Raw genomic sequence first — 15,282 nt, 5'->3', positions numbered from 1 at the left:
TGGACCACGAAAAAAGAACTGATTTAGGTCAATAACGTTGACATAAAATAGCGGACGTGATCCTGTCGCCGGACAATCGACAAAGAAACGCGGGACGTCGGAAATCCTCTTCTTCCGTGGTCCCGTTGCAAAGATCTCGAGGAAACCGCCCATGCTGAATTGGGACCATATCTTCGCGACGCGTTCGAGCCGGATGCGCGCCTCTGAAATCCGTGAGCTTCTGAAGTTGCTCGATCGTCCCGATATCATTTCCTTCGCTGGCGGCATTCCCGATCCCGAACTCTTCCCCGACGCTGAATTCAAGGCGGCCTATGCCGAGATCTTCGGCGGCCCGGCGGTCAGCGCGGCACTGCAGTATTCGGTAAGCGAGGGTTACCGGCCGCTGCGCGAGTGGCTGGCCAAGCAGATGGCGGCGCTTGGCATTCCGGCGACGGTCGACAACATCTTCATCACCTCCGGCTCGCAGCAGGCGCTCGACTATCTCGGCAAGCTGTTCCTGTCGCCGAAGGATACCGCGCTCGTCACGTGGCCGACCTATCTCGGCGCACTGCAGGCCTTCAATGCCTATGAGCCGGCCTACGACCAGTTGAACCCCGGCGGCAACCGCACGCCCGAAGCCTACCGGCAGCAGGCGGCCGAGGCGGGCGGCCGGGTGAAGTTCGCCTATCTCTCCGCCGATTTCGCCAACCCGACCGGCGAGACGGTGGACCGTGCCGGCCGCGAGCGTGTCCTCGACCTTGCGGAAGAGCTGGACGTCGCGGTCATCGAAGATGCGGCCTATCAGTCGCTGCGCTACGACGGCGAGGCGATCCCGCCGATCCTGGCGCTGGAAATTGCCCGCAAGGGCGACATCAACAGCGCCCGCACGATCTATTGCGGCAGCTTCTCCAAGACGCTGGCACCGGGACTTCGCGTCGGCTGGGTCTGCGCCTCCGAAGCTGTTATCCGCAAGCTGGTGCTGATGAAGCAGGCCGCCGACCTGCATTCCTCGACGATCAACCAGATGGCGATCTGCACCGTTGCCGAGCGCGGCTTCGACGAGCAGGTGGCGAAGATCCACAAGGTCTACAAGCATCGCCGCAGCGCCATGCTGGCCGCACTCGAAAGATACATGCCGGCAGATGTGACCTGGACCAAGCCGGAAGGCGGCATGTTCGTCTGGGTGACGCTGCCCAAGGGCACGGATGGGGCCGCGCTTCTCGCCAAATCGATCCAGACGGCGAAGGTTGCCTTCGTCCCCGGCCGCGCCTTCTTCGCCGACGGGTCCGGCGAAAACACGCTGCGCCTGAGCTTCTCCTGCGCCAACGACAAGATGATCGAAGAGGGCATCCGCCGGCTAGGAGACTTGATCCGCGGTGAGGTCGCCGAGGCGGCCTGAGCCCGAAGGACAAGGCGAGCATTTCAAGGGTCTGGCGGAAACGCCGGGCCTTTCTCTTTGTCGGCAGTACCTGCTCCGCGATCGCCGTGGCGGGGGCCTGCGGTCTCTTTCGCTGTTGCCAGCCGTGGCGATTGACGGCAAACTTGCGAGCCAGCCCAGCCTCTCGCATGACGAGCGGAGCCGGCTGTCATCGTTTCCGATTCATGTGCGTTGTGCAGTAACCGAAAGGGGAGGACTGCCATGACCGATCGAAGCGAACTCGAAAACATCATGCAGGCGATCTACCAGGCGCGGGACGACAACGACCTCGACGCCCTGATGGCCTATGTACACCCCGCCTGCAGCTTCCGCATCGCCGGAAGCGATCGGCTCGGTCCGATGTGCCGGAAGATCGAAGGCGGCGATGCCGTGCGCCTCAACTTCAAGGAATTGATGGACGTCTGGGACCTTTCCAGGGTGGCGACGCTCGCTCTTCATATCGATGGCGAGACGGTTTGCGCCCATCGCGCCGGCGAGGTCCGGTTCGTCCCGAGCGATGCCCGTTTCGAAACCGAATTTATCGACAAGGTCACCTTCAGGGACGGGCTGATGGTGGAGATCATGGAATTTGTCGACACACTGCAGCTGATGGAGGTGGCGACCGCGATGGACACGTCGGTGCCGCTTGCGGGCATTGTCGTGACGACGTAGGCGGGCCTGTAGCACGGCCACGGCGGTCTCGTCGCCATGCGTGGCGATCAGATCCGGGGCGCTGCAGAGCAAGTGTCTCCTGAAGCTCTGGAAGCGCCAGCGACCCGCGGGCGCGGCAAAGTCGCATGTCTCTCTACCTATCTTCGTCAGCGGCAATAATCCCGGGTGCCGCTGAGAGAGGCCCTGCGTAACTGCGCCGAGTCGGGCAGGGCTGCCGGGCGCTGAGTTTCTTGCGTTTTCGACGCGCCGACCCTCCTTTTTTGAGGGGGCGTGTTATTTGGGCAGATCAATCAATGATTGCATCTTGGCGGCGTGGTACCGAGGGGCGCCCGCGCAACAATTATCCGGTTTCGCCGGACGGCGTGAGAGCTACTCGCGAGCGGGCAGCTGCGCAAACTTCAGAAAAATTGAAAAAAGCCCCATATTGCCGCCTCATTTTCGGTCAGGATCACCTCACGACGACGTGCTGCGTTGCGGCGGAGAATGTTGCGTCGCGTCAAGTCACGCCTTTGCCTCCAGGTCTGTTCATGCGATGAATGACTGGGGCGCCTGAGAGAAATACAATCAGCGGTATGAGTATGCAAGCGGCCCCAGGAAGCTTTCGCCCGGACATCGAAGGACTGCGCGCCTTGGCAGTCTCCGGTGTCGTCGCCTTTCATTTCGGCATGACCGGTCTGCCCGGCGGCTTCATCGGCGTCGATATCTTCTTCGTCATCTCCGGGTACCTGATCACCAGGCATCTGCAGCAGGAGATCGCCAGGAGCGGCACGGTCAATCTCTGGCGCTTTTACGCCCGGCGCGCCCGCCGCCTGCTCCCGGCCTCACTGTTCGTCATCCTGGTGACGCTGCTTTTCGGCTACTTCATTCTCTCGCCGTCGGAGCAGCAGTTTTATTCGAAGGGATCGCTGTTTGCTTCGTCCTACATGATCAATCTGTGGCTCATTCGCTGGACCGTGGATTATTTTGCGTCGGACGCGTCGAACAACCCGTTTATCCATTACTGGTCTCTCTCGGTCGAGGAGCAGTTCTATCTCGTCTGGCCTGCGCTTCTCCTGGCCCTTGCGCGGTTTCTTCCGGGCAAGCGCAACCCGTTCCTTCTGCTTGCTGCCGTGGCCGTGGTTTCCCTTGCGCTTTGCTGGCGGATGACTGCGATTTCCCAGCCCTGGGCATTCTATTTCTCGCCGCTGAGAGCCTGGGAGTTCGCTGCCGGTGGCCTTGCTTCGATGGCGGTCTCGCAGGAATGGGCAAGGCGGTTCCGCTTTTCGCCCGCCCTCGGCTGGCTTGGGCTCGCCCTGATCGCGGCGGCCTATCTGACCGTCACGGAGGATATTCCCTTTCCGGGCTCGATTGCCCTGGTGCCGGTGTTGGGCACGGTGATGGTGCTTCTCAGCGGCGCGCATGAAAGCCGCATCGGGCCGAGATCCGTTCTCGCCCTGCAGCCATTCCAGGAGATCGGGAAGCTCTCCTATTCCCTCTATCTCTGGCACTGGCCGGTGATCGTCTATGCGGGGATCCTCGATCTGGACCTGACGATCGCCGATCGGCTCCTGTGTCTGGCGCTCACACTCGTTCTTTCGCTTCTCAGTTATCATTTCATCGAAAATCCGGTGCGCCATAGCGGCTGGCTGGCGGCCAAGACCAGCCGGTCGCTGGGGCTCGCGGCGATGCTGACAGCGACGGGCGCGACGGTCGCCTACGGAAGCGCAGCCCTGGCAAACTACAACCTCGATTCCGAGCAGCGGCAGGTCCTCACAAGCGCCGAGCGGAAGTCGGCGGCGCGGGAATTCGATTCGGCCTGCGTGCTCGAAAGGGACCAGATCGCGCCAAAGGCCTGTGAATTCGGCGCCAAGAATTCGAAAAAGACCATCGTTCTCTTCGGCGATTCCCATGCCGATCACTGGTCGACGCCGCTCAAGCGAATTGCCGAGAACAATGGCTGGCGGCTCGTCACCTATCTGAAGTCGTCATGCCCGGCGGCGAGTGTGACGACCTGGAACACCGTGTTGGCGCGGAACTACAGCGAGTGCGACGAGTGGAGGAAGCTGGTGTTCGGCCAGATTGCCTCGCTGAAGCCCGATGTCGTGATTCTTTCGGAGTATTCCTCGAGCTACGTCCGAAACGACATCAATTACATATCCAGCTATCAGATCGAGGTCAGCGACTGGGCGAAGGGCATCAAGCGTACGGTCGAGACGTTGAAAGACACCGGCAGCGTCGTCGTCGTGCTCCGGGACGGCCCGCTGCACAAATCCTACCTCGACAAATGTGTCGCGCGTGCCCTGTGGCAGGACGACAGCCCCAGCGTTTGCGACACACCGCGCAACGAGGCCGTGGAGGAGACGATCCCGGCAGCGGAACGGAAGGTCGTGTCGGAAGTCGGCCACGCCTCCTATGTCGACGTCGTCGACCTCTTCTGCAGCAAGACCACTTGCCCCGCGGTCATCGACGGCAAACTGACCTTCCGCGATCGTCACCACATCGCCACGCCCTACGCGGAATCGCTCGCGGCTCCTCTGCAACGCGCGATTTTCGGAGAGACGATCGTTGGCGCGGCCCGGAACAAGTAGCTTGTGCGCGAAGTGCGGGAGCCGCATTGTCGGGCGGCACGCTGCCATCTTGGGACGCCTCTAAAGGCCGGCTCTGGCGCCTTCTTCCTGGCTGATCCGGCCGTCCACGAGATGGATGCGTCGATGCATGCGGGCGGCCATGTCGAGGTCGTGGGTGACGGCAACGACCGTCTTGCCGCGCTCGTTGACGAGTGCTTCCAGGATCGCGAAGACCTGCTCCGAACTCTTGCTGTCGAGGCTGCCCGTCGGCTCGTCGGCGAGGATGAGCGGCGGATCGTTGGCGAGCGCTCTGGCGACAGCCACCCGCTGGCGCTGGCCGCCGGAAAGCTGGTCGGGCCGCTTGTCGAGGTGACCTTCGAGCCCGAGCGAAGTGAGCAGTGCTGTCGCCCGCTCGCGCATCTCGCCGCGGGTGAGGCGGGCGAGCTTGCGCATCGGGATCTCGACGTTTTGGCGCGCGGTGAACTCCGGCAGCAGGAAATGGAACTGGAAAACGAAGCCGATATTGGCGAGGCGCGTCGCGGCACGCTCCTTCTCGCTCATCGGTTCGGCATCGCGGCCGCGAATCTTGAGTGTTCCCGCGCTCGGTCGGTCGAGCAGGCCCAGGAGATAGAGGAGCGACGACTTTCCCGACCCGGAGGGGCCGGTCACCGCGACGAATTCGCGCTCGCCGATGCTGAGGGTGACATCCCTCACCAGCGTGACCGGCACCGTCTCGTGGAGAATGCGTGTGAGGTCGGTCGTCTCGATCAGGGTCGTCATGTCGCGCCCCTTATGATGTCGACCGGATTGAGATGGGCCGCGCGCCGGGCCGGCAGGTAGCCGGCAACCGCCGCGGAGCCGACCGCGGAGGCCGTCGCAATCAGGTAGTGGAGCATGCTCCAGGCAATCGGCAGCCGCGTCATTTCCTGGCCGGTCGCAGCGATTTCGAAGTGCACGAGAGAAAGCGCGTAGGTGATCGAGAACCCGAGCGCCCAACCGAGGAGCGAACCGGCGCCGCCGATTGCCAGCCCTTCGAGCACAAAGAGGCGCCGCATGTCGGCTTCCGAGAAGCCGAGCGATTTCATGATGGCGATGTCGCGCGCCTTCTCGTGGGTGATGGTCGAGATGATATTGAAGATGCCGAAGCCGGCGACAAGCATGATGGCGGCTACGACCGTGTACATGATGATGTTGCGGACCACGAGCGCCTCCAGAATGGATTCGTTCGCTTCTTGCCAGGCAACCGCCTTGTAGCCGAGTTCCGCCTCGACGCGTCGTGCAATCGTGGGGGCGGCATTTGGATCGTCGAGCTTGATGCTGATCCGGTTGATCGCGTTCGGCCGGTTGGACAGGATTTGGGCATTCTTCTGCAGCACATAGGCCTCGCCCTCGTCGCGCGCGGTGGTTCCGGTGTGAAACAGTCCGACGATCTTGAAGTTGCGGGTGAGCCCCTCGGACGAGACCGCGGTGATCGTATCACCGAGCCCGGCGCCCAGTCTCGACGCCATCGTATCGCCGATCACGACATTGTTGCCGCCGGCGGTGAGCGCGGCGAAGCTTCCCTCGCGGAAATCCTCGACGATCGGCGAGACGCTCGCTTCCCTCTCCGGATCGATGCCGATCACCACGGCGCCGACCTCGCGGCCGGAATAACGGATGACGCCCTCTGCATGGAGCGTTGCGGCGAACCGACCCGGGATCCATTCATCGAGCCAGGATTGCGCGGCCGTCGGGTTGATGATGCCGCGGCGGTCGTCGCGCGGCCGCAAGCCCGATATGGCGGCGACCTCGAAGACGTCCTCCGCCGGTTGCCGGCGCGCCGAACGCTGCTCGTCGCTCACCTCCACGTGCGGCATGGTATCTACGAGCTGGCGAACGAAATCGTCCTGGCCGCCCTGCATCAGCGCCGCCATCGCAATGGAGAAGCCGACGCCGACCGCCACGCCCACTATCGCGACGACGGTCTGGCGGCCGCGTCCGGCGATATGCGTCCAGGCGATATCGAGGATCAGGTGCATGATGGCCTCAGTTGCTGCCGCCTCCCGCAATGGTCACGCGCGTGCCCTCGGCAAGCTCAGCGGGGAAGGGGGCGATGACCTGTGTTGTCTCCTCAAGTCCTGAAAGAACCTCGACGCCGCCCGTGCCGCGTATGCCGATCTCGATCTCGCGCAAGCGCACGTCGTCGCCCTCGACCACGGCGACCCGCTTGCCGCTGACTGCGCCCGAGGGAAGGATCAATGCGTTCGGCGACTGGCGCACGATCACGTTGACATCGGTGGACATGCCGATCCTGAGCGGCGTGTCGTCGGGCAGGCGGAAACGGACGCGGTAGGTCTTCGTAACGGGATCGCCCTTCGGCGTGATGCTGTCGACGACCGCCTCCAGTTCACGGCCGGCAAACGCGTCAGACCGCAACAGCGCCCGCTGGCCTACCTCGACGCGTGGGATGTCCTCCTCGTTCACCTCGGCCGTGACGATCAGCGGCTTCGGTTCGCCGACCCAGAAGAGCACGGTGCCGAGTTCCGCGACCTCGCCGATCTCGCCGTCCTGGCGCAGCACCTGCCCGGCGCTCGGCGCGCGCAGCACGTAGCTTGCGAGCCGTGCCTGCTGGGCCGCCACCAATGCTTCCAACTGCGCCACTTCGGTGCGGGCCCTGTCGACCTCCTGCACGCTGATCGTGTTGCGCGCCGAAAGAGCGAGCTTGCGGCGATATTCCTCCTGCGCCAGCGACAGGCGCGCCTGGAGTTCGCCGCGCGTGGCGCGCGCCTCGGTGTCGTCGAGGCGTGCGAGCACGTGGCCCTTCTCCACGCGCTCGCCCTCGCAATTGCATTGCTCGACGATCCGCTCGCGCACGGTGGGGGTGACTTTCGCCCAGATACGCGGTTCCACGACGCCGCTGGCATAGACGATTTCGGCCGCATCGCCGCGCTTCGGCGTCACCACTGTCACGGGCGCCGGACGGGAGACGTACCAGTAAGCCGCCGCACCTACCACCGCGGCCATTGCAAAACCGATTGCATAACGCTTCAACCGCACGAAATCTCTCCACGAAACCCGATGCCTGCCTCAGATCGCCTCGATTAAACGCGCAAAGCGCGCATGCGGCTTTGATCTGGAGCATTCACCTCGGGAGCCAGAGGCACTCTAGTAATAGACCGACCGTCGGTCTATTATCAAGTGATAGTTCCACTGCAGGGTTTCGCACGGCTCGATATCACCTATAAGGACGTCGCGGCCCCATTCCAGGACGACCCATGCCCCGAATTATAAAATCGCCGGATGTTCGAACGAACGAGCTTATCGATTGCGCGCAGCGTCTCTTCTTCGAACATGGATACGAGAATACCACGGTCAACGACGTCATCCGGGAGGCGGGTCTCTCCAAAGGCGCCTTCTACCACTACTTCGCATCCAAGGAGGCGCTGCTGGAGGCGCTTGCGGCGCGGATGGCCCGTCAGAGCCTGGACGAGATGCGGCCGCTCATCGAGGATCCGTCTCTCGACGCCGTCGGCCGCCTGAACGCGCTTTTTGCCAATTCGCGGCGCATGAAGGTGGACATGGCCCCGCAATTGAAGAACACGTTCAATGCGCTCTTCAAACCTGAAAACACCGTGCTTTACCATCGCATCGACGAGGCGCTGACCGAGGTCACCCTGCCGTTCATGACGGAAATCCTGAGGCGGGGCCAGGAGGAGGGAAGCCTTGATGCACCCGATCCCGAAGCGATGGCACTGATGCTGCTCAATCTGAGGCTCGGTGTCGCGAAGGTCATGTACCGCGCCCTGCAGCAGGCGGAAGCCGGCGACGTCGAGAGCGCTGCGGCCATGCTCGATAGTTGGATGCAGAGCTATGGTCTGGCTGTGGAGCGGGTTCTGAAACTCCCGGAAGGATCTATTCAGGTCACGGAACCAGGCTTTGCCCGTGCGTTTCTTGCGGCCTAGCTCATTCCGCTCTAGCCATATCGCTCAAGACCCTCGGCACTGGCGAGCCGGTCCATTCGAAGGTGATCGTGCGGCCCTGGCGGATCTTCTGGATGACCGAGGGGCGGAACACGGCAAGGCATTCGCCTTCTGGATGGCGGGCCGAGGGGTAGATCACGCCATTGCCGCCCTCTGCGAGGATGGTGCCGGCGAGCGCCTGGCCGGCCGGATAGGCGATTGCCGGATCGGGATCGAGATAGGCCGCGCCGGTTTCGCCACGCACGTCATGGAAGCGGCAGAGGAAGCCGGCGATCAGTTCGCGATAGTGGCCGATGTCGTGGAAATTGCCGGCGTCGCGTAGCGCCCGCGTGCGGTGGAAGATGATTTCCGCCTGGCAGGTCTCGCTCGCCAACGTCCCGAAAGCACAATACCAGGCGCCGCGCTCCTCGCCATTGAAGCGATTGCCCGGCGGACGGGCATGGCAGAACGCGGCGTTGATCAGCGACCAGCCATAGCCGAAGGATTCATTCAAGAGTTCGGCCGGGCTCACGCCGGACGGAAGCGCAACAGGACTCAGCCGCGCCGAGGTCTGCGCCTCCAGCCGGTTGAGGATCTCCAGCTCGTCCTCGTTGTCGCAAAGCGGCTTTACTGCCGGCTCTGTGATATAGGCGGTCGAGATCAGCCGGACGGTGGCGGGATCGGTGAAGTCGATCTCGGGGATCATAGACCACCGCGCAGGCCGTCGACATAGCGGCGGACGCGGAGCATCGCGGGGATACCGCCCTCGATCATCGTGGCGACCGGCGTCTTGCCGCTGAAGACCGGGCCGGTATTGGCCGATTTCGGCCAGTCATAGGTGAGGGGGCCGTTGAAGAAGAGCCGCAGTCCCTTGAAAATGCCGACGATCAGGCTCGCGCGCGTCCGCTTGTCCTGGTCGAGCTTGCCCCGGAAGTCGCCGGCCTTCATGCGGTTCCAGGTGGCGATCGGCACGTCGAAGAGCTCGGCTGACTCCTTGTTGGTCAGCTTCCAGAACTCGCAGGCGCGCACCACCGCCTTGACGATGACGGCTTCTTCCTGTTTCGCCGCGCCGCGATCCGGGACGATCGCGCGCTGAAGGTTCGACATGATCGTCTCCTCTGACTTGCTTCATCATATCATATGATATAAATCTCGCATTTCAAGGGACGATATTTTTGCCTATGCGGCGGACCAAAGCTGCCGAGCGCTATTCGGCCACTTCAAGACTGCCCTGTGCACGCGTCCCGACCGCTTGGAGGAAGTGGTCGGAGGTCGATGTCCAGCCGAAGAGTATTTCCACGAGCGTGACCGAGGCATCGTGATTGCTTCTCGGGGCGTCGCGAGCGATCGGCTCGCTGGTGCAATCGGTGAGCAGAAGGCAGTGATAATCCCGGAAGAAGGCATCGCGGATGGTCGACTCGACACATACGCTTGTCGTGCATCCGGTGACGATGAGGTGCTTGACGCCCGCCGACTTCAGAACGGCATCGAGCTCGGTCTCGTAGAAGCCGCTGAACCGGGTTTTGTAGAGAACGACATCGCCTGCCGCCGGCGCGAGTTCGTCGACGATGTCCGTTCCCCATGTGTCGCGGATCAGAATGCGGCCATCTTTGCCGTTCGGGGCAGTGATCGTTTCTCCGACCCCGAAGAGATGGAGGTGCCTCAGCCGGTTGGGGGCGTCCGACGAGCCTAGGTCGGAGAGGTCGGGACGATAGCCCATCTTCAGATAGACGATGGGAATGTTCAGATCGCGAGCGGCGGCTATGACGGTCGCCGTCGGGCCGACGGCCTGCCGAATGCCCGAAATGTCGATTCCGGCCCTGTGGAACATGCCTCCTTCGGAGCCGAAATCATTCTGCATGTCCACGACGAGAATCGCGGCCTTTGCGGGATCAATCGAGACCGGTTGAGGCTTCGCATCGACAATGATTGCCTGCATCACATCCTCCATCAAGACGAGGGCGCCGCTTCCTGTTGCTAACTGTATATCATGACCTGCGCTCGGCCGCGCCAAGGTTGTCGCGGCCGCCTTTCTTTTCAACGCCCGCAATCGCGATGCGGACGGCTCTAACCGGCGCGCCGCTGCCGTTGGACGCAAACCTGATTCTGGTGCCGTTCCGGGCTTAAACCTGATAAGTTTCATCTCTCCGAAGGAGAGGCCTTTCGATGAAGCGTCGCCTCACCACGATCCTTTCGGCCGACGTGGCCGGCTACAGTCGCCTCATGGGAGCAAACGAGGCGGAAACGCTCGCGGCGCTGACGGCGCATCGGGCGGAGTTCGTGGACGCCATGGTCGCAGACCATCAGGGGCGCATCGTCAAGCTGATCGGCGACGGCATGCTGGTCGAGTTCGAGAGTGTGGTAAGCGCTGTCGATTGCGCCGCCAAGATCCAGAAAGGGATGCGTGCGCGCAATTCGGCCGTGCCGGCGGACCGGCGGATCGAGTTTCGCATCGGTGTCAACATTGGCGACGTGATCGTCGAGAATGACGACATCTTCGGCGACGGCGTCAACATTGCGGCGCGGATCGAGAGCTTCGCGACGCCGGGTGGCGTGGCGGTGTCGGCGGCCGTGCGCGAACATGTCGGCAACCGGCTCGATCTCATCTTCGAGGATGCCGGCGAACAGCTCCTGAAGAACATCGAACGTCCGGTCAGGGTCTACAATGTCGTTATCGATGCCTCGCAAGCGGCAAGCGACCGATCTGACCGGGTGCCGGCAACGGCGCACAAGCCGTCCATCGCCGTGCTGCCGTTCAACAATATGAGCGATGATCCCGCGCAGGAGTATTTTTCGGACGGCATTACCGAGGACATCATCACGGATCTCTCGAAAATCTCGGGCCTTTCCGTCGTCGCCCGGCACACGGTCTTCGCCTACAAAGGCACGCGGGTGACGGCGCAGCGCGTCGCCGCCGAACTCGGCGTCAGCTTCCTGCTGGAAGGAAGTGTGCGCAAGGCGGGCCAGCGTGTACGCATCACCGGACAGTTGATCGATGGCAGCGACGGGCGGCACGTCTGGGCCGAGCGTTACGATCGGGACCTCACCGACATCTTCGACATCCAGGACGAGATCACCGAGGCGATCGTCACGCAACTAAGGATCAGGCTGCTGCCGAGGGAGAGGAAGGCGATCGAACAGCCTGCCACGGCAAGCGTCGAGGCTTACAACTATTGCCTCAAGGGGCGAGAGCTTTTCCACACGATGACGAAAGCCTCGCTGCAGCATGCCCGGCGGATGTTCACCTACGCGGCGGAGCTCGATCCGCGTTTCGCGCGCGCCTATGCCGGTATTGCCGACTGCGACTCCTTCCTTTGCGGATTCCACGGCGTAAATATCCCGCCGGAATACCTCCTCGAAAATTGCGCCAAGGCACTCGAGCTCGATCCCGATCTACCGGAGGTGCACGCATCCCACGGCTACGCGCTCTCGACGGTGGGGCGCTACGAGGAGGCTGCCCTCGCTTTCGAGCGGGCGCTCGCGCTTGATCCGAACTCCCACGAAGCGCACTATTTCTATGCACGCCACTGCTTTGTCCGGTGCGACTACGAGAAAGCAGTCGCGCATTACGAGCGCGCCGCCGAGATCCGCCCCGACGACTACCGCTCTCCCGTTCTTGCCGGAAACGCGCTGGACCGTCTCGGCCAGTGGGAAGAGAAGGAAAGGCTCATCAGGATTGGCCTGGAGCGTGTGGAGCGGAGCATGGTGTTGCACCCGGAAAGCTCCGATGCCGCCCAACTTGGGGCATGCACATGCGCGGCGCTCGGAGACCGCGAGCGCGCGCTGGACTTGATTGCGCGGGTCAACGCCATCGACCCGGAGGACGCGCGGGCATGCTACAACAACGCCTGCGCCTACGCGCTGCTTGGAGAGCGCGAGCTGGCTATGGAGCTGCTGGAACACTCCCTTCCGCTCGTCTCGCCTGAACTTCACGCCTGGATCTGGAACGATTCGGATCTCGATTCGATCCGCGATCACCCACGTTTCCAGGAGCTTCTAAAGGCGGCGGCGAAGTAGGCATGCCGCAATGTCTCCTCAGACATGCGGCCCGAGCAACGACAGGTCGGCCTCGCCGAGGCGGTCTTTGGCGGTCCATAGCTGGTGCCAATAGGGATAGATCACCGGCGGCAGGCTGACGGCGTCGAGCAATTCGCGCTCCTCGTCGGTGAGCTTGAGGCCGGCGGCGGCGAGGTTGTCGCGGAACTGTTCCTCCTTGCGTCCACCGATGATGACGGAGGTGACGCCCTTGCGGCCGATAAGCCAGGCGAGCGCCACCTGCGCGGGCGAGACGCCGCGCTCGCCGGCAATCGCTACCAGCATGTCGACGATCTTCCACAGGCGCTGCTCGTCGCGGATCGGCGGCTCGTTCCAGCCGGCGAGCTGGCGCGTGCCTTCCGGCGTCTGGCCGCGGCGGTGCTTGCCGGAAAGCAGGCCGCCGGCGAGCGGGCTCCAGACGAGCACGCCGAGACCCTGGTCGATCGCGATCGGGATCAGCTCGTATTCGGCCTCACGGGCTTCGAGGGTGTAGTGGATCTGCTGGCTGACGAAGCGCTGGCGATGCTCGTGCGTGCTGATGCCGAGCGCCTTCATGATGTGCCAGCCGGAATAGTTGGAGCAGCCGATGTAGCGCACCTTGCCCTGGTTGACGAGCGTGTCCAGCGCGGCAACCGTTTCTTCGAGCGGCGTCTGGCCGTCCCATTGATGCACCTGGTAGAGGTCGATGACGTCCGTCTTCAGCCGCTTCAGGCTCGCCTCGCATTCGCTGATCAGGTGATGGCGCGAGAGGCCGCCGTCGTTCGGGCCCGGCCCCATGGAAAAGCGCGCCTTGGTGGCGATCAGCACGCCGTTCTTGCGCTTGCCGCCGAGCACCTCACCGATGATCTCCTCCGATGCGCCGGCGGAATAGACATTGGCGGTGTCGATCAGGTTGACGCCGGCATCGAGGCAGAGATCGACATAGCGGCGCGCTTCGTCGAGGCCGACATTGCCGACCTGGGCGAACTTGCCTTCGCCGCCGATGGTCATGGTGCCCATGGTGATCGTCGAGACTTTCAGGCCCGAGCGGCCGAGCAGGCGGTATTCCATTTCCCGATCCTTCCGTGGTTTTCGACCGTGTCGTGTGCATTCTACCGCATATTGCCGGCGGCGGTGGCACCCGTGAATCAAAGGAAGCGGGCGGGAATCGCGTCGTGGTAAGGAAACAAGGGGAAGTAAGGTCGCGCCTCGGCGAGCGTGCGCTGAAAGGAGGGGCGTTCGAGCAGGCGTTCGAAATAGGCGGCGAGATTGGGATGCGTGCCGTCGAAAGGCACGACGATGCCGGCATAAAAGAGGGCGGGAGCGGCGGCGCAGTCGGCAATCGTGAAGCTCTCGCCGATTGCGAAAGTCCTGTCGGCCACCTGCCGTTCTAGCATGTCATAGGCGACAGGGAGTGCCGCGCGCGCATCGAGGACGCCGCGTCGGTCGTTCTCGCCGGTCGCCCGCAGCTTGTCCGTGACGATCTTCTGCATCGGCACCTGGACATAGAGGTCGAAGAAGCGATCCCAGAGCCTCGCTTCGAGGGCCTGCGCTGCGTCGAGCGGAATAAGCGGATTCCTGCCGGGATAGTGGCGTTCGAGATATTCGATGATGATCGAGGTTTCCGGCACAGTCTGGTGGCGGGCGTCGTCATGCAGCACCGGAATCTTGCCGACCGGCCAGAGGTCGAGGAAGCGGGCATGCTCGTCCGCATCCGCGAGGTCGACCAGCTGGTTTTCGAAGGGCGTTCCGGTCTCGTAAAGTGCAATCAGCACCTTGTGGCAAAAGGAGGCGAGCGGATGGAGATAGAGTGTAAGCGCCATGTCGAAATCCCTCGTGTTCGGGCCGATGCCGTCGCGCCATGACTATAGGGCGCAATCGCGGTGGGAAAAAGGGGAGCCGGAGGGTTCCAGCCGCGGCGCGTCTCGCCGTCAGCAACCAGGGGGCTTTTATCCGCGGCTTCCCCTTGCTCCGTCATCCTCGGGCTTGACCCGAGGATCCAGAATCCAGCGCCACTTCAGCCTCGCGAAGATTGTCGGCTGTCCGTGTTCTGGATCCTCGGGTCAAGCCCGAGGATGACAGAGGAATGCGAAGATGACGGAGGGAGAACCGATGCCTTCATGGCCCCGAAGATGTTTCCGTGAAGGCCGCGACAAAGCCTTCGAGACTTTGGCGGACGTAGTCCTGCACCGGCACGCGCGGGTCAAAACTCCACCAAAGGAGGGCGCCCTGCCATTGGGAGGCCATCATCAGGCCGATGCCGGCCGGAGCGGCCGGCACGCCGGAGAAGCGAGCCTCGATCGCTTCAGACAGCACGTCCCGCCAGTGCGCGCCGCGGGCGCGCAGGTCCGGATCGCGGAGATCCTCGCGCAGGATCATGAGGTCGTCGGCATAGGATTCGATGCCGCCGTAATCGCCCGAAAGCCCGACAAGCAGTGTGACTGCGCCCTCCGGTGTCTTTGGCATGTTCTCGGCCAGCTCAAGCGTCAGGCGGTCGAGCCGATCCCAGGCCTGCAACAGCGCTGCCTGGATGAGGCGGGCCTTGCTTTCGAAGCGCTGCACCAGCGTGGAGGCGGAAAGGCCGCAGCCGGCCGAAAGCGCTGCAAAGGTGAGGGCGTCCGGTCCGTCCTCACGCATGATCGCGAGCGCCATGTCGAGCACGTCTTCGTCGGGCAAGGTTTTGGGGCGAGGCATTTTGGACCTTTATTTATAACCG

The 15,282-nt window shown here is 63.1% G+C and carries 14 protein-coding genes; 5 read left to right on the top strand and 9 right to left on the bottom strand.

What is annotated here, in order from left to right:
- Positions 1 to 151 precede the first annotated feature (151 nt).
- The 3 genes from FKV68_RS13250 to FKV68_RS13240 all read left to right on the top strand — a co-directional run bounded on the left by FKV68_RS13250 (position 152) and on the right by FKV68_RS13240 (position 4,635).
- Entirely contained in the window at positions 152 to 1,378 is a 1,227-nt protein-coding gene (locus FKV68_RS13250) for an aminotransferase-like domain-containing protein (protein WP_180938278.1), read from the top strand.
- A 240-nt stretch (positions 1,379 to 1,618) separates the two neighbouring features.
- The gene (locus FKV68_RS13245) at positions 1,619 to 2,068 is read left to right on the top strand and encodes a nuclear transport factor 2 family protein (protein WP_180938277.1); all 450 of its coding nucleotides are present in this window, start codon (positions 1,619 to 1,621) and stop codon (positions 2,066 to 2,068) included.
- A gap of 572 nt (positions 2,069 to 2,640) precedes the next feature.
- A complete protein-coding gene (locus tag FKV68_RS13240) occupies positions 2,641 to 4,635 on the top strand; it encodes an acyltransferase family protein (RefSeq protein ID WP_180938276.1) in 1,995 nt (664 codons plus the stop codon).
- Positions 4,636 to 4,695: 60 nt separating this feature from the next.
- Here the strand turns inward: FKV68_RS13240 and FKV68_RS13235 are convergent, their stop codons facing one another.
- Genes FKV68_RS13235 through FKV68_RS13225 form a run of 3 tightly spaced genes read right to left on the bottom strand, consistent with a single transcriptional unit; the run spans position 4,696 to position 7,617 of the window.
- On the bottom strand, positions 4,696 to 5,394 hold the full coding sequence (locus FKV68_RS13235) for an ABC transporter ATP-binding protein (protein ID WP_180938275.1): 699 nt from the start codon (positions 5,392 to 5,394) through the stop codon (positions 4,696 to 4,698).
- A complete protein-coding gene (locus FKV68_RS13230) occupies positions 5,391 to 6,632 on the bottom strand; it encodes an ABC transporter permease (protein ID WP_180938274.1) in 1,242 nt (413 codons plus the stop codon). The genes FKV68_RS13235 and FKV68_RS13230 overlap by 4 nt, the downstream gene beginning before the upstream one ends.
- A gap of 7 nt (positions 6,633 to 6,639) precedes the next feature.
- Positions 6,640 to 7,617 carry an efflux RND transporter periplasmic adaptor subunit gene (locus tag FKV68_RS13225; protein ID WP_180941499.1) on the bottom strand — a complete coding sequence of 326 codons (978 nt, stop codon included), beginning with the start codon at positions 7,615 to 7,617 and terminating at the stop codon, positions 6,640 to 6,642.
- Between the two features lie 251 nt (positions 7,618 to 7,868).
- On the opposite strand from FKV68_RS13225, the gene FKV68_RS13220 reads away from it, so the two are divergent.
- On the top strand, positions 7,869 to 8,555 hold the full coding sequence (locus FKV68_RS13220) for a TetR/AcrR family transcriptional regulator (RefSeq protein ID WP_180938273.1): 687 nt from the start codon (positions 7,869 to 7,871) through the stop codon (positions 8,553 to 8,555).
- 1 nt (position 8,556) lies between these two features.
- On the opposite strand, the gene FKV68_RS13215 is transcribed toward FKV68_RS13220, so the two are convergent.
- The 3 genes from FKV68_RS13215 to FKV68_RS13205 form a co-directional block, all read right to left on the bottom strand.
- Positions 8,557 to 9,258, bottom strand: coding sequence for an RES family NAD+ phosphorylase (locus tag FKV68_RS13215; protein ID WP_180938272.1), 702 nt, complete (start codon positions 9,256 to 9,258; stop codon positions 8,557 to 8,559).
- Positions 9,255 to 9,659 (bottom strand): antitoxin Xre-like helix-turn-helix domain-containing protein, encoded by a 405-nt coding sequence (locus tag FKV68_RS33095; RefSeq protein ID WP_180938271.1) that lies wholly within the window; start codon positions 9,657 to 9,659, stop codon positions 9,255 to 9,257. Before FKV68_RS33095 ends, FKV68_RS13215 begins: the two co-directional genes overlap by 4 nt.
- Before the next feature lie 100 nt (positions 9,660 to 9,759).
- On the bottom strand, positions 9,760 to 10,491 hold the full coding sequence (locus FKV68_RS13205; protein ID WP_180938270.1) for a cysteine hydrolase family protein: 732 nt from the start codon (positions 10,489 to 10,491) through the stop codon (positions 9,760 to 9,762).
- A gap of 227 nt (positions 10,492 to 10,718) precedes the next feature.
- Here FKV68_RS13205 and FKV68_RS13200 point away from each other — a divergent pair, with 227 nt between their 5' ends.
- Entirely contained in the window at positions 10,719 to 12,569 is a 1,851-nt protein-coding gene (locus FKV68_RS13200; protein WP_180938269.1) for an adenylate/guanylate cyclase domain-containing protein, read from the top strand.
- A gap of 18 nt (positions 12,570 to 12,587) precedes the next feature.
- On the opposite strand, the gene FKV68_RS13195 is transcribed toward FKV68_RS13200, so the two are convergent.
- From FKV68_RS13195 to FKV68_RS13185, 3 genes are all read right to left on the bottom strand, one after another.
- Positions 12,588 to 13,637: an aldo/keto reductase gene (locus FKV68_RS13195; RefSeq protein ID WP_180938268.1), complete on the bottom strand. Its 1,050-nt coding sequence runs from the start codon at positions 13,635 to 13,637 to the stop codon at positions 12,588 to 12,590.
- A gap of 77 nt (positions 13,638 to 13,714) precedes the next feature.
- The gene (locus FKV68_RS13190) at positions 13,715 to 14,389 is read right to left on the bottom strand and encodes a glutathione S-transferase family protein (RefSeq protein ID WP_180938267.1); all 675 of its coding nucleotides are present in this window, start codon (positions 14,387 to 14,389) and stop codon (positions 13,715 to 13,717) included.
- A 295-nt stretch (positions 14,390 to 14,684) separates the two neighbouring features.
- Positions 14,685 to 15,260 carry a TetR/AcrR family transcriptional regulator gene (locus FKV68_RS13185; protein WP_180938266.1) on the bottom strand — a complete coding sequence of 192 codons (576 nt, stop codon included), beginning with the start codon at positions 15,258 to 15,260 and terminating at the stop codon, positions 14,685 to 14,687.
- Positions 15,261 to 15,282 lie beyond the last annotated feature (22 nt).

The sequence above is a fragment of the Sinorhizobium mexicanum genome, assembly GCF_013488225.1.
GTDB lineage: Bacteria > Pseudomonadota > Alphaproteobacteria > Rhizobiales > Rhizobiaceae > Sinorhizobium > Sinorhizobium mexicanum.
This window is presented reverse-complemented; position numbering and strand designations above follow the sequence as displayed.